This is a genomic window from Halolamina salifodinae (genome assembly GCF_017874235.1).
In the GTDB taxonomy this organism is placed as follows: Archaea; Halobacteriota; Halobacteria; order Halobacteriales; family Haloferacaceae; genus Halolamina; species Halolamina salifodinae.
The window spans coordinates 243,649-267,562 of sequence record NZ_JAGGLC010000002.1 but is presented as its reverse complement, the minus strand read 5'-3'; the positions used below and the strand labels follow the sequence as shown (position 1 = coordinate 267,562).

The 23,914-nt window shown below is 68.2% G+C and carries 22 protein-coding genes and 1 pseudogene; 14 read left to right on the top strand and 9 right to left on the bottom strand.

Annotation, left to right across the window (positions count from 1 at the left end; genetic code table 11):
* Positions 1–75: 75 nt before the first annotated feature.
* Positions 76–1,428, bottom strand: coding sequence for a GTPase HflX (hflX, locus tag J2753_RS05815; protein ID WP_209490983.1), 1,353 nt, complete (start codon positions 1,426–1,428; stop codon positions 76–78).
* 288 nt (positions 1,429–1,716) lie between these two features.
* The gene (locus tag J2753_RS05810; RefSeq protein WP_209490982.1) at positions 1,717–2,667 is read right to left on the bottom strand and encodes an FKBP-type peptidyl-prolyl cis-trans isomerase; all 951 of its coding nucleotides are present in this window, start codon (positions 2,665–2,667) and stop codon (positions 1,717–1,719) included.
* 205 nt (positions 2,668–2,872) lie between these two features.
* Here J2753_RS05810 and cyaB point away from each other — a divergent pair, with 205 nt between their 5' ends.
* From cyaB to J2753_RS05795, 3 genes are all read left to right on the top strand, one after another.
* The gene (gene cyaB / locus J2753_RS05805; protein ID WP_209490981.1) at positions 2,873–3,421 is read left to right on the top strand and encodes a class IV adenylate cyclase; all 549 of its coding nucleotides are present in this window, start codon (positions 2,873–2,875) and stop codon (positions 3,419–3,421) included.
* A gap of 62 nt (positions 3,422–3,483) precedes the next feature.
* Positions 3,484–4,698 (top strand): methionine adenosyltransferase, encoded by a 1,215-nt coding sequence (locus tag J2753_RS05800; protein WP_209490980.1) that lies wholly within the window; start codon positions 3,484–3,486, stop codon positions 4,696–4,698.
* Between the two features lie 42 nt (positions 4,699–4,740).
* Positions 4,741–5,814: a CNNM domain-containing protein gene (locus J2753_RS05795; RefSeq protein ID WP_209490979.1), complete on the top strand. Its 1,074-nt coding sequence runs from the start codon at positions 4,741–4,743 to the stop codon at positions 5,812–5,814.
* Positions 5,815–5,856: 42 nt separating this feature from the next.
* On the opposite strand, the gene J2753_RS05790 is transcribed toward J2753_RS05795, so the two are convergent.
* Positions 5,857–6,018, bottom strand: coding sequence for a hypothetical protein (locus J2753_RS05790; RefSeq protein ID WP_209490978.1), 162 nt, complete (start codon positions 6,016–6,018; stop codon positions 5,857–5,859).
* An 89-nt stretch (positions 6,019–6,107) separates the two neighbouring features.
* Between J2753_RS05790 and J2753_RS05785 the strand changes: the two genes are divergently transcribed.
* Positions 6,108–7,310 carry a tRNA sulfurtransferase gene (locus J2753_RS05785; protein WP_321168783.1) on the top strand — a complete coding sequence of 401 codons (1,203 nt, stop codon included), beginning with the start codon at positions 6,108–6,110 and terminating at the stop codon, positions 7,308–7,310.
* Positions 7,311–7,359: 49 nt separating this feature from the next.
* Positions 7,360–7,806: a DUF5804 family protein gene (locus tag J2753_RS05780; protein WP_209490977.1), complete on the top strand. Its 447-nt coding sequence runs from the start codon at positions 7,360–7,362 to the stop codon at positions 7,804–7,806.
* On the opposite strand, the gene J2753_RS05775 is transcribed toward J2753_RS05780, so the two are convergent.
* Together J2753_RS05775 and J2753_RS05770 are read right to left on the bottom strand one after the other, a co-directional pair.
* On the bottom strand, positions 7,803–8,744 hold the full coding sequence (locus J2753_RS05775; RefSeq protein WP_209490976.1) for a PLP-dependent cysteine synthase family protein: 942 nt from the start codon (positions 8,742–8,744) through the stop codon (positions 7,803–7,805). The two genes, J2753_RS05780 and J2753_RS05775, sit on opposite strands and share 4 nt — an antisense overlap.
* Positions 8,745–8,769: 25 nt before the next feature.
* Positions 8,770–9,282 carry a class I SAM-dependent methyltransferase gene (locus tag J2753_RS05770; protein ID WP_209490975.1) on the bottom strand — a complete coding sequence of 171 codons (513 nt, stop codon included), beginning with the start codon at positions 9,280–9,282 and terminating at the stop codon, positions 8,770–8,772.
* Positions 9,283–9,402: 120 nt separating this feature from the next.
* Between J2753_RS05770 and J2753_RS05765 the strand changes: the two genes are divergently transcribed.
* From J2753_RS05765 to J2753_RS05755, 3 genes are all read left to right on the top strand, one after another.
* Positions 9,403–9,969: a transporter gene (locus J2753_RS05765; RefSeq protein WP_209490974.1), complete on the top strand. Its 567-nt coding sequence runs from the start codon at positions 9,403–9,405 to the stop codon at positions 9,967–9,969.
* Positions 9,970–10,126: 157 nt separating this feature from the next.
* Positions 10,127–10,522, top strand: a complete 396-nt coding sequence (locus J2753_RS05760; RefSeq protein ID WP_209490973.1) for a thioredoxin family protein — start codon at positions 10,127–10,129, stop codon at positions 10,520–10,522.
* A 371-nt stretch (positions 10,523–10,893) separates the two neighbouring features.
* Positions 10,894–11,055: a hypothetical protein gene (locus J2753_RS05755; protein WP_209490972.1), complete on the top strand. Its 162-nt coding sequence runs from the start codon at positions 10,894–10,896 to the stop codon at positions 11,053–11,055.
* 57 nt (positions 11,056–11,112) lie between these two features.
* Here J2753_RS05755 and J2753_RS05750 read toward each other — a convergent pair whose 3' ends face one another.
* Positions 11,113–13,311, bottom strand: a complete 2,199-nt coding sequence (locus tag J2753_RS05750; RefSeq protein WP_209490971.1) for a thioredoxin domain-containing protein — start codon at positions 13,309–13,311, stop codon at positions 11,113–11,115.
* A 133-nt stretch (positions 13,312–13,444) separates the two neighbouring features.
* On the opposite strand from J2753_RS05750, the gene J2753_RS05745 reads away from it, so the two are divergent.
* On the top strand, positions 13,445–14,302 hold the full coding sequence (locus J2753_RS05745; RefSeq protein ID WP_209490970.1) for a hypothetical protein: 858 nt from the start codon (positions 13,445–13,447) through the stop codon (positions 14,300–14,302).
* Between the two features lie 219 nt (positions 14,303–14,521).
* Here J2753_RS05745 and J2753_RS05740 read toward each other — a convergent pair whose 3' ends face one another.
* Together J2753_RS05740 and J2753_RS05735 are read right to left on the bottom strand one after the other, a co-directional pair.
* On the bottom strand, positions 14,522–16,048 hold the full coding sequence (locus tag J2753_RS05740) for a glycosyltransferase family 39 protein (RefSeq protein WP_209490969.1): 1,527 nt from the start codon (positions 16,046–16,048) through the stop codon (positions 14,522–14,524).
* Positions 16,045–17,433: an arylsulfotransferase family protein gene (locus tag J2753_RS05735; protein WP_209490968.1), complete on the bottom strand. Its 1,389-nt coding sequence runs from the start codon at positions 17,431–17,433 to the stop codon at positions 16,045–16,047. Before J2753_RS05735 ends, J2753_RS05740 begins: the two co-directional genes overlap by 4 nt.
* Positions 17,434–17,546: 113 nt before the next feature.
* On the opposite strand from J2753_RS05735, the gene J2753_RS05730 reads away from it, so the two are divergent.
* The 4 genes from J2753_RS05730 (at position 17,547) to J2753_RS05715 (ending at position 23,175) form a co-directional block, all read left to right on the top strand.
* On the top strand, positions 17,547–19,328 hold the full coding sequence (locus J2753_RS05730) for an ABC transporter substrate-binding protein (protein ID WP_209490967.1): 1,782 nt from the start codon (positions 17,547–17,549) through the stop codon (positions 19,326–19,328).
* On the top strand, positions 19,325–20,185 hold the full coding sequence (locus J2753_RS14370; RefSeq protein ID WP_209490966.1) for a phosphatase PAP2 family protein: 861 nt from the start codon (positions 19,325–19,327) through the stop codon (positions 20,183–20,185). Before J2753_RS05730 ends, J2753_RS14370 begins: the two co-directional genes overlap by 4 nt.
* 87 nt (positions 20,186–20,272) lie before the next feature.
* Positions 20,273–21,199 (top strand): hypothetical protein, encoded by a 927-nt coding sequence (locus J2753_RS05720; protein WP_209490965.1) that lies wholly within the window; start codon positions 20,273–20,275, stop codon positions 21,197–21,199.
* A complete protein-coding gene (locus tag J2753_RS05715) occupies positions 21,199–23,175 on the top strand; it encodes an outer membrane protein assembly factor BamB family protein (RefSeq protein WP_209490964.1) in 1,977 nt (658 codons plus the stop codon). Before J2753_RS05720 ends, J2753_RS05715 begins: the two co-directional genes overlap by 1 nt.
* Before the next feature lie 105 nt (positions 23,176–23,280).
* Here the strand turns inward: J2753_RS05715 and J2753_RS05710 are convergent.
* Positions 23,281–23,490, bottom strand: a pseudogene (locus J2753_RS05710) (5'/3'-nucleotidase SurE); the annotation flags it as partial.
* Positions 23,491–23,636: 146 nt separating this feature from the next.
* Here J2753_RS05710 and J2753_RS05705 point away from each other — a divergent pair.
* Positions 23,637–23,897: a hypothetical protein gene (locus J2753_RS05705; RefSeq protein ID WP_209490963.1), complete on the top strand. Its 261-nt coding sequence runs from the start codon at positions 23,637–23,639 to the stop codon at positions 23,895–23,897.
* Positions 23,898–23,914 lie beyond the last annotated feature (17 nt).

Genomic DNA, 23,914 nt, shown 5'->3' with positions numbered 1-23,914 from the left:
TACCACCTTGGTTGGCACCGAGAAAAAGTCAGCGGAGGAACGCGGTCTCAGTGGCCCGAGAGCGTCTGACGTGCGTCAGACGCCGTCGTCAGTTTCGACTGTCGCCGCCTCGGATCGCGCCCGCTCGACCACTGCGGGACGCGCCGAGAACGTCACGTGGACCCGGTTCCCGGTGTAGTCGGCATCGACCCGGCCGTGTTCGTGCGCCCACGCAAGGAACGACTGGGTCTCGCCGGTGTTCGGGAGGTCGAACACGGCGGTTGCGTCGGGCAGCACGTCGCCGACAACGTCGCGGAGGCGATCAGTTCCCGTCCCCGCCAGCGCGCTCACGGGGAGGACCTCCGTCACACGGTCGCCAGCCACCTCTTCGACGACCTCCCGACGCGCCGCGAGGGCGCCGTCATCCACGAGATCTGCCTTGTTGAGCACGATCAGTAGTTCGCCCCGCGGGTGGCCGAGTTCGTCGAGCGAGACGCGAAGTTTCTCCCGAAAACCCTCGCGGTCATCGCTCGCGTCGACCACCAGCAGCGCCGCATCGCTGTCGGCGACCGCACTCAGTGTGGTGCTGAACGCCGCCACCAGATCGTGCGGGATGCCGTCGACCAGGCCGACGGTGTCGGTCAGCAGCACGCGCCGACCGTCGACGGTCGCACGCCGAGTGGTGGTGTCGAGCGTCTTGAACAAGCGATCCTCCACCTCGGCGACGCCGTCCAGATCCGCGTGGTCGGGTTCCATCCCCTCGACCGAGAGGTCGTCCGCGAGACGGTGGAGGAGGGTAGACTTGCCGGCGTTGGTGTAGCCCGCGATGGCCACGAGATCGAACCCCTGCTCGCGGCGCTCCGCGCGGCGCTCGTTCGCGCGGTCCGCGAGGCGGTCGAGTTTGGTCTCGACGGTCCGGATCCGGCTCTCGATGTCGACCACCCGGGAGCCGGTTTCGGCGGCCCGTTGCATGTGGGTTCGCTCCTCGGTTTCGCGCACTCTCGGCAGTTCGTAGCGGAGTTTCGCCAACTCCACCTGCAGGCGGGCGGCCTTCCCGCCGGCACCCGTCTCGAAGATGTCGAGGACGAGCCGGTGGCGGTCGATGATCCGGACGCCGTCGGGGAGCAGTCCGGTGAGCGCGCTGTACTGACCGGGCGTGAGTTCCACGTCGAACAGCGCGGCGTCGGCGCCCGTCTCGGCCACCCGACGGGCCAGTTCCTCGGCCTTCCCGCGGCCGACGTTGTACTGTCCGTCCTCGCGCCGCCGCTGCGTGATGGCGTCGACGACGGCGTAGCCCGCCGCGCTGGCGAGGCGCTCGATTTCCGTGGTATCTGGCTGCTGGTCGGCGTCGCGGGCGACGACGATGGCGGTCCGGTCGGCGTCAGCAGCCGGGTCGTCGTCGGTGGTCGCTGTCGATACGTCGGTCTGAGTCGCTGGTGAGTCTTGCAACGGTGGTGAGGGTGGGTCCCCCACCGTGGGCGGACGGCGACGGCGAACCGCCCGCGGCGGGCGGGAGACCCGAGACTGTCGGAGATCGGTGCCTCAGGGGGTCTCCCGCCGTCGCTCGTGTCGTGGTCCGGCGACCACGGTTTTAACGAGGCTATCGCCTCGCTGCCGTCGAGTGAGCGTCGCGGGCTCAGAACTGAACGAGGAGCATCGGCTATCGGAGACTGTTGCCGGCTGTCGCAAAAAGCTTCGGTCGGTGTGCGAACGAGTCGCGTGCTCGCGGCGAGGGCGTTACTCGTCGTCGAGCTCTTCGACGATCTCCTCGGCGTCGACGTCGGCGTCCTCGAGGTCGCCCTCGATGTCCTCGAGCTCCTCCTCGATCTGCTCGGCGCCGCCCATGCCGCCCATCATGCCGCCCATACCGCCCATCATGCCGCCGCTGCTGCCGTCGAAGACCTCCTCGACGACCACGCGGTCGAGATCCAGCCGGTCCATCAGCTCCTGCGCGACCTGCTGCTTCTGGAACATCCACTGCTGGTTCATCTGCATCTGCTGGCTGGCCTCGATGTAGAGGGTGCGCTGTTCGACCTCCTCGGTCTCGGTGGTCTCCTCGCCCTCCTCGTCCTCGACGGTAACCTCCTCCTCGACCGTCTCGGTTTCGATGCGGAGCTCCGGCTCCATCTGGAGGTACATCCCCAGCAGACCGGCGGCCTTCTCCTCGTCGTCCTCGACGACATCGACGACCTCGTACTCGTACTCGAGGTCCTCACCCGCAAGCGGGTGGTTGAAGTCGACGCGTGCGCGGCCGCCGATCACGGTCTCGACGTAGCCCTGCTCGCCGTCGATCTGGACCTGCGCGCCGGGGCGTCGGTTCTCCTCGTCGAGCTTCGCGGAGCTGATGGTGCGGACCTCCTCCTGGTCGTACTCGCCGAACCCGTCCTCGGCGGAGATGTCGACGGTGCCCTCGTTGCCGACCTCGTTCCCGGTGAGCGCCTCGTCGACGCCGGGGAACACGTGACCCTCGCCCACGACGATGATGCGCGGGGAGAAGTCGTACTCGTCGTCGTCGATGCCGGCCTCCTCGGCGACGTCCTGCCGGGTCGTGTCGACGACGCGGTCGTCGCTGACGGTGCGGACGTTGTAGTCGATGCGGACGAAGTCGCCCTCCTGAATGCCGGACTGGGTCTCGGCATCGGTCTCTGCTTCGGCCTCGACGTCGGCGTCGGCCTCGTTCTCACTCATACCTCTATCGTCTCGTGTTCCACTCTTAAGCACAACGTTTCGGGCCCGGATGGGGCTCGATGCCGGGGATCGTCGGCCGCTCAGACGCTGCCTGACCCGGCTCAGTTCCGACCGTCGCACGCCGCGAGCCCCACCGCATCGACGTGTGTCCCGCCGACACTGCCGAGAGGGCAGCCTTTTCGCCGCCGCCGTCGATCCCCGATCCATGTACGAGGTCGAACTCAAAGTCGAGGCCGACCACGAGCGCGTCCGCGCGGCGCTCGAGGACGCCGGCGCCGGTCCCGTGGACCACGTCCGGCAGGTCGACACCTACTACGACGCCCCCCACCGGGAGTTCGCCGAAACCGACGAGGCGCTGCGCCTGCGCGAGGAGACCGACCTCGATGCCGGCGAAACGACGACGAAACTGACCTACAAGGGACCGCTCGTCGAGGCGGCGTCGAAGACCCGCGAGGAGCACGAGACGGCCGTCGCCGACGGCGACGCCGCCGCGGGGATCTTCGACGGCCTCGGGTTCGCGCCAGCCGCGACCGTCGAGAAGGAGCGCGAGCGATTCGCGCTCGAAGGGTACACGATCACGCTCGATTCAGTGGAAGGCGTCGGCGATTTCGTCGAAGTCGACCGCGAGGCGCCCGAATCCGAAATCGAGGAAGTCCGTGAGGGCGCCCAGTCGCTCCTCCGAGATCTCGGTTTCGACCCCGACGAGCAGATCCGCACCTCCTACCTCGGCCTGCTGCTCGGTGATGTGCAGTAGTAATTTCCCGGCGTCGGATCGTTTCCGAAGGTTATAGATTCGGTGCCCGGGAAGAACGGGCAATGACGCGGAACATTCAGGTCTCGGAACTCGACCGGCAGGCGGTCGAGGACCAGCAGGTCGAAATCGTCGAGCGAAAGGGGATCGGTCACCCCGACTCCATCTGTGACGGCATCGCCGAAAGCGTCTCGCGCGCACTCTCACAGCTCTATCTCGACCGGGTCGGGAAGGTGCTGCACTACAACACTGACGAAACCCAGCTTGCAGCAGGGCGCGCGGCGCCGGCCTACGGCGGCGGCGAAGTCGTCGAGCCTATCTATATCCTCATCGTCGGCCGCGCCACCAAGAGCTACGAGCAGGACGGCCGGCAGTACGAACTCCCCGTCGACTCCACCGCGCTGGCGGCGGCCCGCGAGTACCTGAACGAGAACATCCCGGAACTGGAGTACGGCACCGACGTGGTCGTCGACGTGCGCCTCGGCGAGGGCTCGGGCGACCTGCAGGACGTGTTCGGCGAGGACGAGGTGCAGGTGCCGATGGCCAACGACACCTCCTTTGGCGTCGGCCACGCGCCCCTGACCGAGACCGAGACTATCGTTCGCGAGATCGAGCACGGCCTCAACGGCGAGTACGCCGACGAGAACCCCGTGGTCGGCCCGGACGTGAAGGTGATGGGCAAGCGCGAGGGCGATCAGATCGACGTGACCGTCGCCGTCGCGATGGTCGACGCCTACGTCGAGAATCTGGAGGCGTACAAGGACGCCGTCGCTGCCGTGCGCGAGTACGCGCTCGGGGTCGCCCGCGAGCGCACCGACCGGGAGGTCAGCGTCGAGGTCAACACCGCCGACGACTACGAGGAGGGCTCGGTCTACCTCACCGTCACCGGCACCTCCGCCGAGCAGGGCGACGACGGCTCCGTGGGCCGTGGGAACCGCGCCAACGGCCTCATCACCCCGAACCGCCCGATGAGCATGGAGGCCACCTCCGGGAAGAACCCCGTCAACCACATCGGGAAGATCTACAACCTCCTCTCGACGGCGACCGCCGAGGCCGTCGTCGAGGAGGTCGAGGGCATCCGCGACCTCCAACTCCGCCTGCTCTCCCAGATCGGCCGCCCCATCGACCAGCCCCACGTCGCCGACGCGCAGGTCGTCACCGCCGACGACATCGAGGTCGAGGACCTGGAGGCCGACGTGACCGAGATCGTCGACGAGAAGCTGGCGAACGTCACCGAGATCACGCGCGCGGCCATCGAAGGCGAGCTGTCGACGTTCTGAGGGGCCACGGGACATTTACGGCGCCCGACCGAGCGCCGCCCCATGGAGACGCTCGAACTCACGCTCCGACTTCTCGCGGGGTTGGGGCTCATCCTCACCAACGGCTTCTTCGTCGCTATCGAGTTCGCGCTCACCCGCGCCCGACAGTTCTCAGAGGAGGAGTTCCTCGGGGACGGCGGGAGCAAAGCACTCCAGCGTGCGTGGGAGATGACCCACGATCTGGAGCTGTATCTCACCACCTGTCAGGTCGGGATCACCGCCTCCAGCATCGCGGTCGGTATCGTCGCCGAGCCGGCGCTTGCAGCCATCTTCGAGCCGCTGTTCCGGAACACCGCGCTCGCGAGCGCCGGCGCCGGCGCCATCCTCGCCTTCCTGCTCATCAACCTCGTCCACCTGACCCACGGCGAGCAGACGCCGACGTATCTGGGCGTCGAGCGTTCGCGGGTCGTCTGCAAGTACGGCGCGACGCCGCTGTACTGGTGCAATCGCCTGATCCTGCCGATCATCAAGCTGGGCGACTGGGTCGCGAAGGCGACGCTCGGCCTGTTCGGCGTCGAGATGACCGGCGCGTGGCTGGAGACCGAAGAGGAGGTCATCGAGACCCGGGCGGACCTCCACAAACGGCTGGGTTCGGTGCTCTCTGAGGGCCAGATTCCCGAAGAGCGCCACGAGGAGATCCTGAACACGCTCACCATCGGCGACCGGGCAGTGCGGGAGGTGATGGTGCCCGAAGAGGAGATCGTCACGCTCTCGACGGCGGTCGACGCCGCGGAGAACTTCCGCCGGATGGAGGAACACCCCCACACGCGCTACCCCCTGATCGGCGAGGGCCTACAGGATTTCCGCGGCATCGTCTACTTCCCGATGCTGGCACGCTACCGCGACGGCGTCGCCGAGGGCGAGGTGGACTTCACCAACCTCTCGGCGCCGCCGATGACGCTCTCCCACGACACCAGCGTCAGCGACGCCATCGACCAGTTCCAGATCGAGGGCCAGGAACTGGCGCTGGTCGTCGAGGACGGCGGCGTGATCGGGATGGTGACGGTGACGGATCTACTGGAGTCGATCACCGGCGAGATGGAGGACCCCATCGACGCCGACGTGCTCGCGCGGTAGGCGAATCCGCGGGCAACGGGGCTCACGCTGGCTGGGTTGGGGCTACTGGCCCGCGCCAGTCGCCTCCCCGTAGAGCGACCGCACGTAGCCGCCCGCGACCAGCAGGAGTCCGACGCCGGTGAACGCCGTCGACCACTCGTTGAACCCGGCGTCGTAGACGATCAGTGCGATACCGACCAGTATCGTGTCAGTCGAGAGGGCCATTCCCGGTGACTCCGCCGAGCGCACGGTAAGCGTTCCGCCTCACGCCGCCGGAGGGAAACACCCATGCCCGCCCGCCGGCTAGCCCGCCCGTGCAGCCGTCACCGGATCTCGCGGTCGTCCGTTTCGGGGAGTTGGGCATCAAGAGCGGCAAGGTCCGCGGGCAGATGCTCGACCGCCTCGCCGAGAACGTCCGCGCGATCCTCGAGGATCGAGAGATCGCCGGCCGGGTCGAGCGCCGCTGGTCGCGGATCCTGATCTGGCCCGCCGAGGGCGGCGACGCAGAGGCCGATAACTCAGCGTTCTCGCCTGACGAAGCCGCCCAGGCCGCCGCCGACACGTTCGGCGTCGTCTCCACACGGCCGGCGATTTCGGTCGCGCCGGAGCGCGAGCCACTCGAACGTGCGGCGGTCGCGCTCGCCGAGGATCACCCAGAGGGTGCGACGTTCGCAGTCCGGGCCAACCGCGCCGGCTCGGCCGAAACCCACCCATTCACCAGCCAGGAGATCGAGCGCGAGGTCGGGGCCGCGGTCGGTGAGGCGACCGGCGCCGACGTGGACCTCGACGACCCGGACCGGACCTACCGCCTCGACGTGCGCGAGGACGAGGCGTTCGTCTCCGCCGTCGAGTACGACGGCCCCGGCGGCCTCCCGGTCGGGACGCAGGGGAAGACCGTCCTGCTGTTCTCCGGCGGGCTGGACTCGCCCGTCGCCGGCTGGGAGCTGTTCAAGCGCGGACTGGAGGTCGTCCCCGTTTACCTCGATCTGGGCGCCTACGGCGGCGCCGACCACCTCGCCCGCGCGACCGAGACCGCCCGCGTGGTCGCGCGCTCGGCGCCCCACGTCGACGCCCGCCTGCGGGTGGTTCCGGCAGGGGATCTCGTGGAGGATCTCGTCGCCGAAACCGATTCGACGCGGATGCTCTCGCTCCGGCGCGCGATGCTCCGGGTTGCGGAGGGCGTCGCCGACGACGTGGGTGCCCACTCGCTCGCCACGGGCGAGTCGGTCGGCCAGAAGTCCTCCCAGACCGGGCCGAACCTCCGGACCACCGACGCCGCCGCGACGCGGCCGGTCTACCGCCCGCTGCTGACCCGCGACAAGCCCGAGATCGTCGAACAGGCCCGAGACATCGGAACGTTCGTCGACGCCACGATGAACGTCGGCTGTGAGCGCGTCGCCCCGGACTACCCCGAGACGAACGCGACCATCGAACAGGTCGAGGCCGCGGAGCCTGACGACCTGCTCGCGCGGGCCGAGGCGCTGGCCGACGAGCGCTACGTCGCCGACGAGGGGTGAGCGTCGCCGGACCGCAACCCACTTTATGGGCGCCGGCGACGGCCCGATAATGGCGCAGGTCTGTCTACTGGGCGACCCCGAGAGCGGCCTCCGCTACGAACTGCTCTCCCGGGAGACCGCCCGCGAAGCGCTCGCGACGTACGACCTGCGGGAGCCCTACGAGAACAGCCTCGCGCTCGACACCGTCTCCATCGGCGCCGCCGTCTCCCTGCTGAACGACCTGAACTGGTACCTCGTCCGCTTCGTCCGCACGGCGCTGGTCCAGTCGGACTCGGTCTCGGAGACCGAGTGGCTCTCCCGGGATCTGGCGACGGCGATCCGGGACGGCGAAGTCGACCCCGAGGAGACCGGGACGTTCCTGAAGGTGTACGGTGTAGAAGACGACCACATCGAGGATCTGGCGTTCGTCGAGCGAGAAGGGGAGTGGACCCCCGAACGCGAGGGGTACGACGAGGTGCTGGTCGTCCGGGTGACGGAAGCCGAGTTCGGCGGCTAGTCCTCACACTGCCACTGGCAGTCCTCGGCCTCTTCGGCTTCGAACAGCCCGGTGGACATGTAGCGCTCGCCGCCATCGGGGAAGACCGTGATCACGAGCGGATCGTCGACGCCCTCCTCGGCGAGTCGCACGGCAGTGCGACGGGCGGCGACGTTGGCGGCGCCGCTTGACTGCCCGACCAGAATCCCCTCCTCGCGGGCCAGACAGCGGCACTCGCGTTCGGCGTTCTCCAGACTCACCACCTCCACCGCGTCGACCAGTTCGACGTCGAGGTTCGGCGAGACGAACCCCGGGCCCATTCCCTGAAAGTCGTCGTGGCCCGACTCGCCCGTCGAGAGGATCGCGTTCTCCTCGGGTTCGACGGCGACGACCTCCATCTCCGGGAACTCCTGATCGAGTCGTCTAGCGGTGCCCGTGAGCGTGCCGCCCGTCCCGACACCGGCGACGAACGCGTCGATTTCGCGGTCCTCGACCTGCTCCAGAATTTCCGGCCCGGTGGTCTCGAAGTGCGCGCGGGGGTTCGCGCCGTTCTCGAACTGCCGGACCTGCACGTAGTCGCCGGTCGCCTCCAGTTCGTCCGCGCGGTCGCGGGCGTCGCTGATGTCGCCGTCGACGACCTCGATGTCGGCGCCGTAGGCCCGCATCACCCGCCGGCGCTCGGGTGATTTGGAGCCGGGGATCACGATCCGCACGTCGTACCCCTTGACGGCGCCGACCATCGCCAGCCCGATGCCGGTGTTGCCGCTGGTGGGCTCGACGATGGCGTCGCCCTCGGTGAGTTCCCCGGCCTCCTCGGCGGCCTCAATCATGTAGAGGGCGGGGCGGTCCTTCGCGGAGCCGCCGGGGTTTTTCGACTCCAACTTCGCGGCGACGGTGCCGGTCGGCGACGCCACCTCGACCAGCGGCGTGCCGATGGCACCGAGCACGTTCGCGTCCATTTGCTCGGAGGTAGCCGGGTCGTGCCTAAAGGAATAGCGACAGCGGCCGCCCGTGGACAGCGTTCACTGTGGCTGCTGTGCGACGACACACGGCAGCGTCTCGGCCACCTCGTCGGCTGCGTGGTCGTCGACGGCGTGCCAAGCTCCGCGTTGGCACCCCCAGTGCCGACTCTATTTCGGCTTCAGTCAGGACGCTCTCGCCGTCCAGCACCTTCCGGAAGCGATCTGTCAGAAACGATGTCTCCGGGTCGTCGGCCTGCTTGCGGTAGAGCGCCCGCGTCGACGGGGAGGGGTAGGTAGCGATCAGGTAGCCATCCGGTTCGACCGCGACCGGGCTCGCGTCGTAGCCGACGACAGTCGCCTCCGGGTGCCGCTCGCCGTAGGTCAGCGCCAGTTCGCCGGTGCCACAGCCCACGCTCGCCAGCGACGCCGGCGGCTCGTCGTAGAACCGTTCCAGCCGGTCGACATTCCGCTTTCCGGCGTCGCGCATCGCCTCGGCGTCGTCGCCGCCGTCAGCTCGGTAGGCGTCCCAGCCCATCGCTCGTGTTCTCTCACCGCTGCCGCATCTTTCTACTGGTCGACACGATTGCGGCGATGGGGTCGGCAGAAAAGCACAGCCACCAGAGATTTGCCCGCTCGGGTCGCTGCTCACGGACGTATGGCTACCGACAGTCTCACCGAACGGCTCCCGCTGGCACAGGGCGCGGCCGCAGGCGTCGGCGCGTATCTGCTGGGCTATCTGATCACCTACTTAGCGACCAGCGGCTCCGTGGAGGAACGGCTGGCCAGCTTCAACTTCATCGCGGACCTGTTCGGCGGCGACACCGCCACCGTCTGGCAGGGCGTCGGCTGGCTGTTCTACAACGCCCACTTCGTCCGCACGCGGGCCACGGGCGGCTTCGGCGGCCCGCGCTCGCAGAACTTCATCGCCGCCAGCGACGGCGGCGCGGTGGTGCTACTCTACCTCGTTCCGGTGATACTCCTGCTCGCCGCGGGGCTGGCCGTCGCCCGCCTCGGCAGCGCCGACGACCTCGCTGACGGCGCCGTCGGGGGCGCGACGGTGGTGCTGGGCTACCTCCCGCTGGCGCTGCTGGGTCGCTTCCTGTTCGACTACGACGGCTCGGTTGCGCCAGATCTCGTTACTGCAGTGCTGCTCGCCGGTCTCGTCTACCCGCTCGTCTTCGGCGCGCTGGGCGGCGCGGCGTGGAGCAGTATCGGCGACTGAGCCGGGTCGCCGCCGGCGCAGAATGGGTCGGCGGTACTCACTAACCGCCGGCGCAGGATGGGTCGGCGGTACTCACTAACCGCCGGCGCAGGATGGGTCGGCGGTACTCACTAACCGCCGGCGCATCGCTTATGCCCGCGCGGCGCCGAGTTCGGGTATGTCCAACGCAGCACCCGACGCGCCCGAATCGACGCTCTCGACGCTCGAACCGGATCCGATGTGGGACGCCGAATCCCACGAGGATGCCGTCGACGCGCTCGGCGCCGACGACCTCGTGTTCCGTATCTGGGGCGGCGACTGGTGTGGCGACTGCCGCAAGCAGCTACCCGCCTTCGCGGCCGCGCTCGACGCCGCGGGCGTGCCCGACGAGCGTATCCTCGCCTACGCGGTCGAGCGCGAGGACGGCGAGAAAGTCGGCGAAGGGATCGAGGAGTACGACATCGAACTGATCCCGACCGTGATCGTCGAGAAGGAAGGTGAGGAGGTCGCCCGCTTCGTCGAGAACGAGGCCCGCCCTATCGCGCAGTACCTCGCAGACCAGCTTTCCGAGTAAGTTCGCGGGGCTGCTGCTGCCCCGGATGCTGTGTGTTACCACGCCCTGCTCAGTTTTTTACTGTCGGCTTCACTACCTTTGACTGAGGTGACGACGACGTGCAATCACTCACTCCCATGAGCGTGCTTCTCCCCGGCACGGGGGTCAAGTCACTCGACCGGAATCCGGTCAGTGACCGTGGGCCCCGTGCCCGGTTCGCGCGCGTCGTCGTTCCCGCCGTCGAGTGGGCGACCTGACGCAGTTCGCCCCCGGCGGCCCCGACCCGATCCAGACTCCTTCGAGCCAGTGGGCTCGGGTACCCGGATACGGGGACGGGCTCGTATCGCCCTGCTGACGCACGACGTAACCCCCTCCAGAGGATGTACGCACCAGTGCAGTATTCGGACAATCGGACGTATCGCACCCCGCCTACCTTCGGCATGGCGCTGCTGTTCGCCGCTTTGCCGCTGGCCGCGCTGTTCGCGGCGATGTTCCCGGCGGCCACCGCCGGCTTGGTCGTCGGCTGGGCCGGGAGGACGGCCCTGCAGCGATGATTCGCTTCCCCTCGCGGGAGTTCGCGCTGACCTTTTTTCTTCGTTCACGCGGCAGTTCTACAGGTTCGCTTCAACCCACTCGAGCGCCGCTGTCAGATCGGTCTCCGGCGGCGAGCAGGTAAAGGAGCGACAGGCGTACACCGTCGGCTCACCCTCCCGCGCCTCGCGGCCGGCCCAGACCGGCGGCGCCTCGTCGAGGCCGAGTTCGTCGAGCCAGTTCTGCAGCCCTGCCTCCGTCGGCGGGCGGCGGGCGACGATGGCTCCGGGCAGATGGCGCTCTGCGAGCGTCTCGCGCCAATCTGTGGGCAGTTCGTCGGCAGCAATCGTGAGTTCGAGCGACCCGCGCGCCGCCGCGTCGGCGGCGACCGCCAGCGTCCCGTGCTCGACGGGGCTGGCCTCGATACGCCCGCGGTGGGTCGCGAGCGTCTCCCGGGCCACACTGGCCAGATCCCGGTCCGTGAAGCCGTCCAGATCCAGTAGCAGCGAGACGGCGCCGCCGACGCTGGAGGGAGTCGACTGGTCGGTTAGCTCCTGGGGCCGGGCGACCAGTTCCTCGCCCTCGTCGCTGGAGAGGTAGAGCGTGCCGTCGTCTTCGTCGTAGAACGCCTCCGAGATGACCGATGCGAGGTCGAGCGCGAACGCCAACGGCGCCACCTCGCCGGTGGCCTGGTAGAGTTCGAACGCGCCGCGGCCGAGGAACGCGTAGTCTTCGAGCGCGCCGTCGATGCCCACCTGTCCGTCCTTGAAGCGACGGGAGAGCCGTTCTTCGTCGGCGTCCCAGAGCTGTTCGCGGACGAACGCGAGTGCCGATTCGGCGCGGTCGATCAGGTCGTCGTCGCCGAGTACGAAGCCGGCGCGTGCGAACGTCCCGATCTGGAGGCCGTTCCAGCCAGCGAGCACCTTCTCGTCGCGTGGCGGGCGCGGACGCTCCTCGCGGGCCGCAAAGAGCGTCTCCCGGGCGTCGGCAAGCAGGTCGCGGACTTCGTTCTCGCTTTTGGGCGCTTCGACGGTCTCCCCTGCAACATCCATCTCGGCGCCGACCAGTTCCGCGACGGGAACTGTCTCGGTCAGGACGCTCGTGCCGCCTTCGAAGTTGCCGCCGGCGACGACGCCATAGCGCCGGCAGAAGAGGGTCGCTGCTGGCTCGTCGAGCACCTCGTGGACCTCCTCGGGCGTCCAGACGTAGAACGCCCCCTCCTCGCGTTCGGGCTCCTCGCCCTCGTCAAGTCGGCTCTCTGGCGTCTCGCTCCGGGCGTCGAGCGTGCTGAAGAAGCCGCCCTCGGGGTGGGAGAGTTCGCGCTCGGTGAACGCGAGCGTCTCCCGGACGATGTCGGCGTAGCGCTCGTTGCCCGAGGCGCGGTAGCCCGTGAGGAACGCCGCCGGGATAGTGGCGTTGTCGTAGCTCATCTTCTCGAAATGCGGGACCGTCCAGTCGGCGTCGACGCAGTAGCGGTGGAAGCCGCCGCCGAGGTGGTCGTAGAGGCCGCCGCCGGCCATCGCGTTCAGGGCGTTCTCGGCGACCGTCAGCGGCTCGGGATCGCCCGAAAGCGTCGCTACTCGAAGGAGGAGTTCGACCCGGCCCGGCTGGGGGAACTTCGGGCTCCGACCGAAGCCGCCGTTGTCGCGGTCGGCGCCGCGGATGGCCGCCGCCGCGGCGTCGTCGAGCACGTCAGTTCCGGGCGCCTCGGTCTCACCGTCGCCGCCGCTGCCGGAATCAGTCGGCGCCATGCGGTCCCGCGCGGCCGCGGTCCACTGGTCGGCACGGTTCTCCATCTCCGCGCGCTGCTCCGAGTCGCTCCACGAGCCGGCGATCTGTCGACAGAGATCCGGGAACGCGGGGACGTTCTGCCCGCGCTGGGGCTCGGCCGGGAAGTAGGTGCCAATGTAGAACGGCTCGCCCTCGGGCGTTAGGAACGCCGAGAGCGGCCAGCCGCCCCCGCCGGTCACGAGCTGGCAGACCGTCTGGTAGACGCGGTCCAGGTCCGGGCGCTCCTCGCGGTCGACCTTGATCGGGACGAAGTTCTCGTTGAGTATCTCGGCAGTCTCGGGGTCCTCGAAGGACTCCTCGGCCATCACGTGACACCAGTGGCAGGCCGAGTAGCCCACCGAGAGGAAGATGGGCACGTCGCGCTCCTTGGCCTCCGCGAGCGCCGCGTCGTCCCACGGCTGCCAGTTCACGGGGTTGTCGGCGTGCTGCTGGAGGTACGGGCTGGCCTCGTCGGCCAGTCGGTTCCGGCCGCTTGACGAGTCGGTCATTAGCCGAAAGCTGGGTAGCGAGGGGGAAGTAGTCGGTGGTCGTGGTATGCTACCGGGTAGAACCTCACCATGTCATCGTTCATTCAAGACCGGATCAACTATTTGTTATAGGGTGGGAACACCGAATACGACGATGGCCGAGGCCCTACCTTACCATACGGAACACGATGACCTCGTGCTATCCCTCAGGTTCCTAAACCGAAACAGGCGCCGTATCGCGGGAGTCCGTACCGACTTTGAAGATCGAACTGACGGAGAGGCACGATTCGCCTCCGAAACCAAGCAGTTCGATCCTGGGAATCGAATCTATGCCCTCTATGCTGCGTACGATCATCCAAAACGGATTCCCGAGGGGTGGGAGAACGAAGTCCCCAAGGAAGACCTTCCTTTGATTGACGCAGTCATAAGCACGTTCTTGGGCGTTAGTCGGGACTGGGAAGCGAAGGAGGAACCGTTGAACTGGTACAAGAAGTTCGACCCACCGAAGATTTCAGACGCGCTCAGCAACGTCGAATGGCGCCAACGGGTTCCCGTCGTCGAGGGTGAGATAGTCTCGGAACTGATCCGAAAGCACAGCCTCCCAAACGCGAACCACCGTACAGCGATCGCGTTTCTCCGAACGTATCTGAACTCTATCGCACAGGGGTCAGACCCTGATCTACCAGCGGCGGGTACCTACGAAGGGGAGTGGTACACCTGGGCGGAGAGATACGTTCACGAGTCCAAGAGACTGCTGTTGCTCCGTCGAAAGACCGGACTGTTAGCGCATGCTAAAGCAGTAGGGTTTTCTGAGGTAACGCGGAAGTCCGGAATTCGTATTGACCTTTACGCGCACGAATTCGATAAGGGCGACGTAGGGAACGGCGCCGAGAGAGACCACCAGGAACTCTGGGTGCAGTTTGTGGAGGAAGTGTTGGACCGATCCGAAATGCCTGAACTCATAAAGGAGACGGATCCAGGGAAAGGAACGTTCGTCCAGAGACTCAGTTAATCGGGAAGCTCGGATACTACGACACCGTTCTCGAACGTTCGGCGGCTCAGTTCAGACCGGCGCTTAACGCGCTTCCATACGTTTTCGGCTCCCTTGATGTCTTCCATGCCTACCGATATCCGCTCCGAAGTCAAAAATGTATGGTCTATGCCCGTTTCACGGCCGTCCTCGGATCGTCCGAGGCAAGATCTTGTGGCGCTCCGGGCGACAGATACCTGGTCAGTCGGTCGCCCGGAACACGACCACGCCCTCGTTCTCGTACGCCCGCTCCCAGTCCCCATCTTGGGCGAACGAGCGCTCCAGCGTGCCGAACGTCACCTCGCGGTGGCCCCGGACCGTGTAGGCACCCTTCGGGAGGTAGACGTAGTCGGGCGCGGTGCCGACGGCGGCCAGTTCCGCCTCGACGCAGTCGGCGCTGTCACACCGCGATAGCGTCTCGAACGCCGTCAACTGCGCCTCGTAGGCCTCGGGGCCGTCCCACTCCACCCCCCACGGGCCGACGAGGATGGTCCGATCCGCGAGCGCCGGGAGCCACTCGGCGGCGTCGCCGATCACGACGAACGACGCGTCCGGCGGCGTCTCCGTCTCGGCCCACGCCATCGCCTCGATGTCCTCGCCGTCGATGAACTCCGGGGACGAGGGATCGCTTGTCAGCGTCATCTCGTGGGCGAGGTAGGCGCCGCCGCCGACGCTGGCGACGACGAGACAGAGCGCCGCTGCGGCCGCGCATCGGTCGACCGTTCCCAGCGACGGGAGCGAGACACTGCCGTCGAGCGCCCGGATCCGCGCCGAAACGTCGACGGCTGCGACGGCGCCGACGACGCTCCCGACGGTGAACGCGAACCGCGGCTGGGCGAACAGCAGTTCGGCGGCCGCGGCCCACGCGGCGAGGAAGTACTCCCGACGGGCCGCGAGCAGGTACGCCGCGCCCGCCAGCGGCAGCAGCGTGGCCGAGAAGCCAATCGTCGCCGCGCCGCCGCCGATGCCGCCGTGCGTGCCCGCCGCGTCCGTAAGCACGTCCACGCCGTGGGTGGTCGTGACCCAGAGCAGCCACGGCGAGGCGACGACGGCGCCGCCGACGCCGACCGCCGTGCCCCGGCCGAATCCTGCTAGAGAGCGGTCTCGGACACCCCACAGCAGGAGGTAGGTGACGACGACGAACAGCGAGTACGTCGGATGGGTGAGCAGCGTCAGCCCGAACGCCAGCGCGCCGGCGAGGGTCGCACGCCGGGAGCCACCGCGGAAGACGTGGTAGCCGGCGTAGATGGCCGTCAGCGCGTAGCAGAACGCGAACGCGCGGACTACCCCGCCCGCCGAGATGTGCCACTGCAGCAGTTGGGGGTTGAGCGCGACGGCGACGCCCGCTGCCGCGCCCGCGAGCCGGGAGTCCGCGTGGTCCCGCGCAAACAGGTAGACGGGCACGAGCGCGCCGAGCACGCCGACCGAGGGGAGGAACCGCGCCAGCGCGACGGGATCGGCGCCCAGATCCAGTAGCACTGCCAGTACGTAGAACTGGAGCGGCGGGTAGGCGAGAGGGACGCCGTCGGCGGTGTAGCCGCCGATCCGGGCCGGCGGCGCGTAGCCGTTCGCCGCGATGGCGTCGGCGATCCGGAGATAGAGGCCGGCGCCGTAGGCTGGAGAGGGGTTTGTTGCGAGGTAGACGGTGACCGTGAGCAGGCCGGCCGCGAGAACGGCACCGAGCCACGGCGCGTCGTCGCGCGAGAGTGCGAGTTCGTCGAGCCTCATTTCCGGCGGATCCGGATCGGCGAGCGGAAGGCCAATCTGCGGTCGGTCCAGCGGTACTCCAGCGTCGCCCAGCCCAGCAGGGCGCCGACGAGCGCCAGCAGCGCGATGCCTTCGAGCAGCCCAACCCAGCGGGGGAACACGTATGCGATGCCGTTCTGGATCGAGGGGGGGAGGGCGTTGCTGGCTCGCTCGAACAGCGACGCTTCCGCGGGGTCGGGTTCGCGGCTCGTCAGCCCCAGCGACGCCGCGCTCTCGCCGGTCTGGCTCTCGTCGCCGGTGCCCAGTCGCTCGGACTCGTAGGGGAAGCCGACGGAGGCCGACCAGACGATGTCGCCCGCGCTGTTCACTTCCACCACGCGGTCACCGTTGGAGTCGGTGATCAGCGTGTGGCCGTTCGGCAGGCGGTCGGCGTCGCGGGGCCACTGAACCCGCTGGTCGGCCCACGACCACGACGTGACCCACTCGCCGCCCTCGCGCTGATACTCGACGACCCGGCCGTTCTCGGAGTCGGCGACCAGCAGCGTGGGGCCGCCGCGTTCGGCCGGGATGAAGTCGGGGTTGTGCTGCTCGTACAGCGTCGCGTGGTCGCCGTCGGCGCCGAGCGTCCAGTTCACCATGAGTTCGCCGTCCATGTCGACGAACGCCACCTGGTCCTGATTCCGGAGACTGACCATCACCGCCTCCTCGCCGCCGATTTCCACGTGTTCGACGTCGTTGATGTGCGTCCAGTCGTCGGGGAACGGCCCGCCGCTTTCGACGGTGAAGGCGGACTGGGCCTCCCACGACCACTCGATCAGCCCGGTTGTGGTGTTGACGATGAACGCCCGGTCTTCGGCGATGTCGGCGACGAGCAGGCGGTGCTCGTCGATCCGGTCGGCGTCGTGCCAGCGCGTGGAGTGCTTGCCGGCGGTGATCCGGCTGAACACGTCGGTGCGCTCGCCCGTGGTGAGGTTCACGCGTTCCACGCCGTTCCGGGTGCAGACCGAGCCATCGCACTCCTCGGCGTCGAGGTGGTCGGCGTAGACGAACTCGACGGTGGCCTCGGTGCCCGCGACGGGGTCGACGTCCCAGTAGCGCGTGTGGTCGTTCTGGTAGTAGCGGACGCTGCCGTCCGGGCCGAACGCCGCGAGTTCGGCCATCGCCCGCGGCGCGTCGCTCTCGTCGCTGACGAACGCGTTCGAGTCCGTCGCGACGATGGTTGTGGCGTTACGTGGGCCGACGACGGCGTCGCGATCTCCGGACCGGAACGCCTGTTCGACGGCCGGGTCGCCGGTTACCTGATCGTTGGTTCGCTCGCTCTGGACGTAGCCGACCGTGACGGTCAGCGACGAGAGGACCATCACTGTCGCGAGGAGGAGCCTGAGGGACCGCTTCGAGAGCCGCATCGTCCGACGACACCGGGGCTCGACTCTAAAGCTTGTCCGTTGACACGCGTTCGCCCTCGGCCACTCTGTCAGTCATAACCCATTTGTTCGCGCACTGCACAGTAGATGGACGTATGAATCGAGCGGCGTCGAAGCCAAGCCGCCGGTCGGTGCTCGCTGCGCTCGGTAGCGCCGCTGTCGTCGCCGGGAGCGGCTGTCTCCGCCGCGCCCGCAACCTCACGGGCTGGGAGTCCTCTCAGCCGATCTCGCTCCGGATCAAGACCCTCCCGACCGACGCCGACCCGTACGCGCTGGCGCTCGCGCGGCGCGTCGCCGCGTGGTTCCGCAAGGCCGGCATCGACGTCGACGTGCTCCCGATGGCCGAACAGGAGCTCCTGCGGGAGTGTCTGCTCCGCACGGAGTTCGACATGTTCGTGATGCGACTCCCGGAGCGGTTCCGCGACCCTGACGCACTGCGGACGCTGCTGCACTCCCGGTTCGCCGACGCGCCGGGCTGGCAGAACCCATTCGGCTACGCCAACCTCGAGGTCGACGAGGCGCTGGATCGCCAGCGCACGACCGACGGGCAGGACCGCTGGGAGGCGCTCGCGTCGATTCAGCGAACCATCGCCCGGACCCAGCCGTTCACACTGCTTACGGTGCCCGACGACGTGCGCGCGGCCCGGACCGATGCCCACCCGAACTGGCAGGAAGTGGAACTCCGCTCGCCGCTCGGCTACCTCCGGCTGGAACGACCGCAGGACGCCGAGGAGCCGTCGACGCTGCGGGTCGTCGGCACCGACCGGCGCGGCACGACGAACCTGAACCCGCTTTCCGTCGAGTTCCGGCGCAGCGGCGTGCTGACGGGGTTGCTGTACGACCCGCTCACCCGGGAGATCGACGGCGAAACGACACCGTGGCTCGCCTCCTCGGTCTCGCTCTCCGCGGAGTCGCCCCCGACCGCGCAGGTCGAACTACGCGAGGACGTCGACTGGCACGACGGCGAACCAGTGACTGCCGCGGACGTGGCGTTCACCTACGACCTGCTGGCCGACACCAGCCTGAGCGACGACGACTCGAGCGTCGGGGTCCCGTCGCCGCAGTTCCGCAGTCGGAGCACGCTCGTCGCCGACGCCGAGGCCGTCGAGGAGCGCCGGGTCGAGTTCACGTTCGAGGATGCCGACCCGTCGGTCGCGGCGCGCGCGCTGACGGTTCCGATCCTGCCGGAGCACGTCTGGCGCGAGCGCACCGACGACGCCGCCATCGGCGGCATCTCGCTGGGCGGCGTGACGGAGGCGCTGGTGACGAACAACATCCCGCCGGTCGGGAGCGGCCCGTTCGAGTTCGTCCGGAACAGCCCCCGTGAACGCCTCGTCCTCCGTCGGACTGAGGACCACTTCTCGACCCGCGAAGGGACGGGACTCCCTGACTGGGTGGGCCGGGCGGCCATCGACGAACTGTCGATATCGGTCGTCGGCTCCGGCGTGACCGCCGTCGAGACGGTCGTCGATGGCGACGCCGACGTGACCGGCACTGCCGTCGGCGCGGAGACGGTCCCCCGAATCGGGCGGGCGACGGGGACGGAACTGCTCGTCGAGCGGTCCGACCGGCCGTACGTGCTCGGCTACAACACCCGTGAGCCCCATCTCGACAACCCCCGAGTCCGGAACACGCTCGCGCGCCTCGTCGACGAACCGTTCCTCGGCGACGACGTGCTCGACGGCTACGCACACGCCGCGGTCGGCCCGCTGCACGAGACGGACTGGTACCCCAACGACCTGATGTGGCGCGACGAGAACCCCGTCGTCCCCTTCTTCGGCGAGGAAGGGACCCTCGATGTTTCGGCCGCACGCGAGGCGTTCCGCGAGGCCGGCTACCAGTACGAGGACGGCACGCTCGTCGGGGGTGGCCCGTGAGTCTCCTCGACGTACTCACCCACGTCGTGGCCGTCGTGGCTGTGCTCCATATCGTGGGGCTGTTCGCGGTCCGGCGATACTCGGGGGCGCCGCTATGGCGCGGGTCGCTCCGGCGGAACGTCCGCTCGGTCGGCCCGACCGCGGCGACGCTCGGGGCGCTGCTCGTGGCCAACGGCGCCGTCCGGGACGTGGGCGTCGAACTCTCCTGGATCATCGGCGTGAACGTCACGGGCGCGATTCACGCCATCGAGGGCGGCTTCGTCGCCGACCTGCAGTCGTTCGCGACCCCGGAGCTGACGGCGTACTTCAGCTTCGTCTACGTGTTCGGCTACGTGTTCCTGCTGACGTTCCCGGTCGTCGTCTATGCGGTCCACGAGGAGCCCCGGCCGCTGCTGGCGACGCTGGTCGCCTACGCGCTTAACTACGGCGTCGGCTTCCTCTGTTACGTCGCGTTCGTCGCGTACGGCCCGCGGAACTTCATGCCCGGCGCGGTGGAGTCGCTGCTGTTTACCAACTGGCCCGAGGTGCAGTTCCTCACGAGTCGGGTCAACGAGAACACGAACGTCTTCCCGTCGCTGCACACCTCGCTGTCGGTGACGGTGGCGCTGCTCGCCGCGCGCTACCGGGCGGTCGCCCCCGGCTGGCTCCCCATCGCCGGCATCGGCGCCGCCTCCATCGCGGTGGCGACGATGTATCTGGGGATCCACTGGCTGACGGACGTGTTGTTCGGGGCGCTGCTCGCGGCCGGGAGCGTCGCCGTCGGCGTCCGCGTGGCCGAGGAGAAGTATGGCGGGCCCGAGCGCCAAGGGCGGTCCGTGGGCGTCGCAGGCGGCGTGTTCGAGCAGTTCCGTCGATGACTCCTGTCGATTGTGATACAGTACTAATCGGAAAACTGTGTAGCTATCCGTGGCCCTTTTACCAAACAAACGATCATTTAGTTTTCGATGGTAGAAGGATACGGCGAGCGGACGACTGTGAGCGACGAGGACCGTCGCGAGTTCCTCAAAGTGTTGGGTGTCAGCGGCTCGATCGCCGCCGGCGGGCTCGGGCTCGAAGAGCTCGGGTCGACGGCGAGCCTCGGCGCGGCTGAAGAGCTCGCGCCGGTCGGCCAGGCGATCCGATCCGACCTGAGCGGCGCTATCGACGCCGATCTCGTCGCCGAGCAGCAGGCGGCGCTGACGACGTCGTCCGAGGAGATGGTGGCGACCGTCGAGCGTGGCCTCCCCTCGGAAGCGCCCCGTGAGGCGTTCGCGGCCGTCGCCGACGCCGGATGGCCGGTGTACGAGCATCTGCGCGATGTGGGGTTCTACGCGAGCGCCGACGAACAGCTTCCCGCGTTCGACGCCGACACGCTCGGCGCGGCAATGGAGACGTTCGTCGCCTCCGACCAGCTTGTGAGCATGGTTGAGGAGTTCGGTCTGGGCAACTACCAGGGTGTGGACCTGCTCGCGACCGTGATTGGCAACGCCGAGCAGCTTCAGAACTACCACTGGGTCGCCACCGAGGAGGTCCCCGGCGGTGTCTCGGCACCCAGCGACGCGTTCCCGACGGCGCCGCAGGCCGCCGCAGGTGGCGCGCTGCTCTGGCTGGAGGACATCGACGAGTACCTCTACCAGAACGAACTCATCCTGACCGAGGAGATCCACGCCGACGCCGCCTGGCACGGCGAGACGATGGCGGCGGGCCTCCACCTGATGAGCGAGGCCGCGCGGGTCATCGGCGAGGGCGCGGGCGCGCTCTCGGACGCCGAACTCGCTTCGCTGCTGACGGTCAGCTTCGCGGTGCAGGCGACCGCACAGGGGCTGATCACGCAGGACGTGTACTGGGTGACCGAAGAGATGCGCGCGCCGCGCGCGGCAGGTGACAACTGATGTCCGAACAGAACGAACCCGAGACGAACTCGCTGAGCGCACGAGACGCCGCCGCCCTCGAGGGCGCGGGTGAACTGGACCCCGAGGAGCGATCCGAGAGCGTCGACACCGGCGCCGTCTCCGCCGTGGAGAACGTCACGCTCGAACAGGAGGCGCCCGGCTCGGCCGTCACCGACGACGACCTCGTCGCCGATGTCGACAGCGCCGAGTCGTGGCTGGCCTACAACAAGGGGCTCGAACAGACCGGCTACTCGCCGGCCGACCGCATCACGACCGAGAACGTCACCGACCTCGAGCGGGAGTACGTCGTCGACACCGACACCTCCGGGATGCAGACGACGCCCATCGTCGTCCCCGGCGGCGAGGGCGAGTCCGCGGTGATGTACTTCACCCAGCAGAACAACAAAATGAAGGCCGTCGACGCCCGCACGGGCGACCTCTACTGGGAGTACGCAGCCGATGGCGAGCAGTCCCCGACGGTGTTCCCGTGGAACAACCGTGGGTTCGCCGTCTACGGCGATCTGGTCGTCACCAGCGCATGGGGTGAGGGCGACTCCGACCGCCTGATCGCGCTCGACCGATACACCGGCGAGTTCCAGTGGGAGACCGACCTCATCTGGCCCGAGGAGGAGCTTCCCGAGGAGCTATCCGACTATCCGCCGCAGGTCGCCGGCCTGACGCAGGCGCCGATGGCCTACGACGGCAAGATCTTCACCGGCGTCGTCACCAACCAGGTCCGCTGGGGCTGGGTGCAGGCGTTCGACGCCGAGACCGGCGAGGTGCTCTGGCGCGAGACGCTCGTCCCGCCGGAGGAGTGGATCGAGGACACGTGGGCGTACGGCAACTCGGTCAACTGGATGAACGCGACGATCGATCCGGTGTCCGAGACCGTGCTGTTCAACACCGGCGACCCCGCCGGCTGGTACAACTCCTCGCACCGGCCGGGCCCGAACAAGCACTCGGTGTCGGTGCTCGCGTTCGACTTCGACGGCGAGATGAAGTGGTCCAAGCAGCTACTGGCCCACGAACTCTGGGACTACGACGCCGGCTCGATCTCGCAGGTCGCCGACGTGACCATCGCCGGCGAGGAGCGCCGCGCCGTGATGGCCAACACCAAGGAGGGCTGGGCGTACGTCCTCGACATCGAGGACGGGAAGCTGCTCCAGCGCAGTGAGCCGGTCGGCAAGCAGGAGCACCGCTACGGCTCCTGGCCCGACTCGGAGTTCCTGAACATGGTTCCCATCGGCAAGGAGAACGCCGGCGACAGCTTCCCCGGCACCACCGGCGGGACCGAATGGCTCCCGGACGCCTACAGTCCCCGGACGAACTACCGTTACGTCTCCGGACAGGACATGGGGATGACCGTCTACGGCGCCGAGGGCGACTACATCGGTGACGTGACCTGGGAGGAGGGTGTCGGCGAGGCGGCCCACGGTGGCGCCGTCGGCGTCCCGGACGACAAGCAGTCCTCGCAAGTCGTCGCCATCGACATCAACACCGGCGAGATCGCGTGGAAGTTCGACTTCGCCGAACTCGAGGAGTTCGTGAGCTTCACGCCCTCGCCGACGGCGACGGCGGGCGGCCTCGTGTTCGCGCCGTCGCGTGGCGGCCACCTCGCGGCGCTCGACGACGAGTCGGGCGACCTGCTCTGGAGCGACCAGATCGAGGGGCAGTCGATCACGTCGACGCCCATCTCGTGGGACGATCCCGAGACCGGCAAGCAGTACGTCGGCATCGCCGCTGACTCGAAGGTCGTCGTCTACAGCCTCGAAGCGGACGTACAGCAGGCGACTGAGACGGTGACCGAGACGGAAACGGAGACGGCTACCGAGGCCGCGGCCGACACCGAGACCGCTACCGAGACCACTAGCACCGACGGGCCGGGGCTCGGCGTCGGTGCGGGTGCTGCCGGCGTCGGCGGCTACGCGGCCAAGAAGCTTCGCGACAGCGACGACGGCGAGGACGACGACGAGTAACGAACGGGATTTCCCGTTCGAATACGGCTGTTTTTCGGCCACTCCGCGTCGAGGCTCTCCACGACGCCGACCAGCGACTCGCTCTCGGCGTGGCCGTGGTTGACCGTCCGCGAGCGTGCCTTCCAGCGAGTAGCCCCACGGGTGCTCGTGCCGGACGGCCGTGGTGTTCCGGGCGCGGCCGACGCCGCTCTGGTTCTCGTGGGGCGCGACGACGGTCACGTCACCGACGGCCGTGAGTTCCTCGCGGAGTGAGGCGAGACCCGGCGCGTCGATCCCGTTCACGAGAGCGAAGCTCTCGTTAGCCAACCAGAACACGGAGCGTTCTGGTGACGTCGTCGTTCGTGAGGAGAATGTTCGGATCGGTCATGTCGGGAGATGGACGACTGCGGGTAGAAACGGTTGCGGTCCGCACCCGATGGATGCCCGGTGGAACTAAGCACTCCCTGCTGCAAATCCCGGCGATGCCCTCCACAGAGAACCGGACGGTCGGCCTCGGTGCCGTCGGCGCGATCAGCGGCCTGTTGACAGCAGGGATACTGCTGCTCGTCGTCGCCGTCACCGATCTGCTTCGCTATCTCGACGACGGCGACCTCTCGATGGTCGGGACGACGGACAGCCTGTTGCAGGTCGTCCTGCTCACCTACGTCGGCGCGCTACTGCTCGTCCTCGCGGTGCTGTGGCTGACTGGGTGGATCGAGTTCGAAAAATTCGGGTTAGAGTAGTCGGTGCAGTGCGGTGC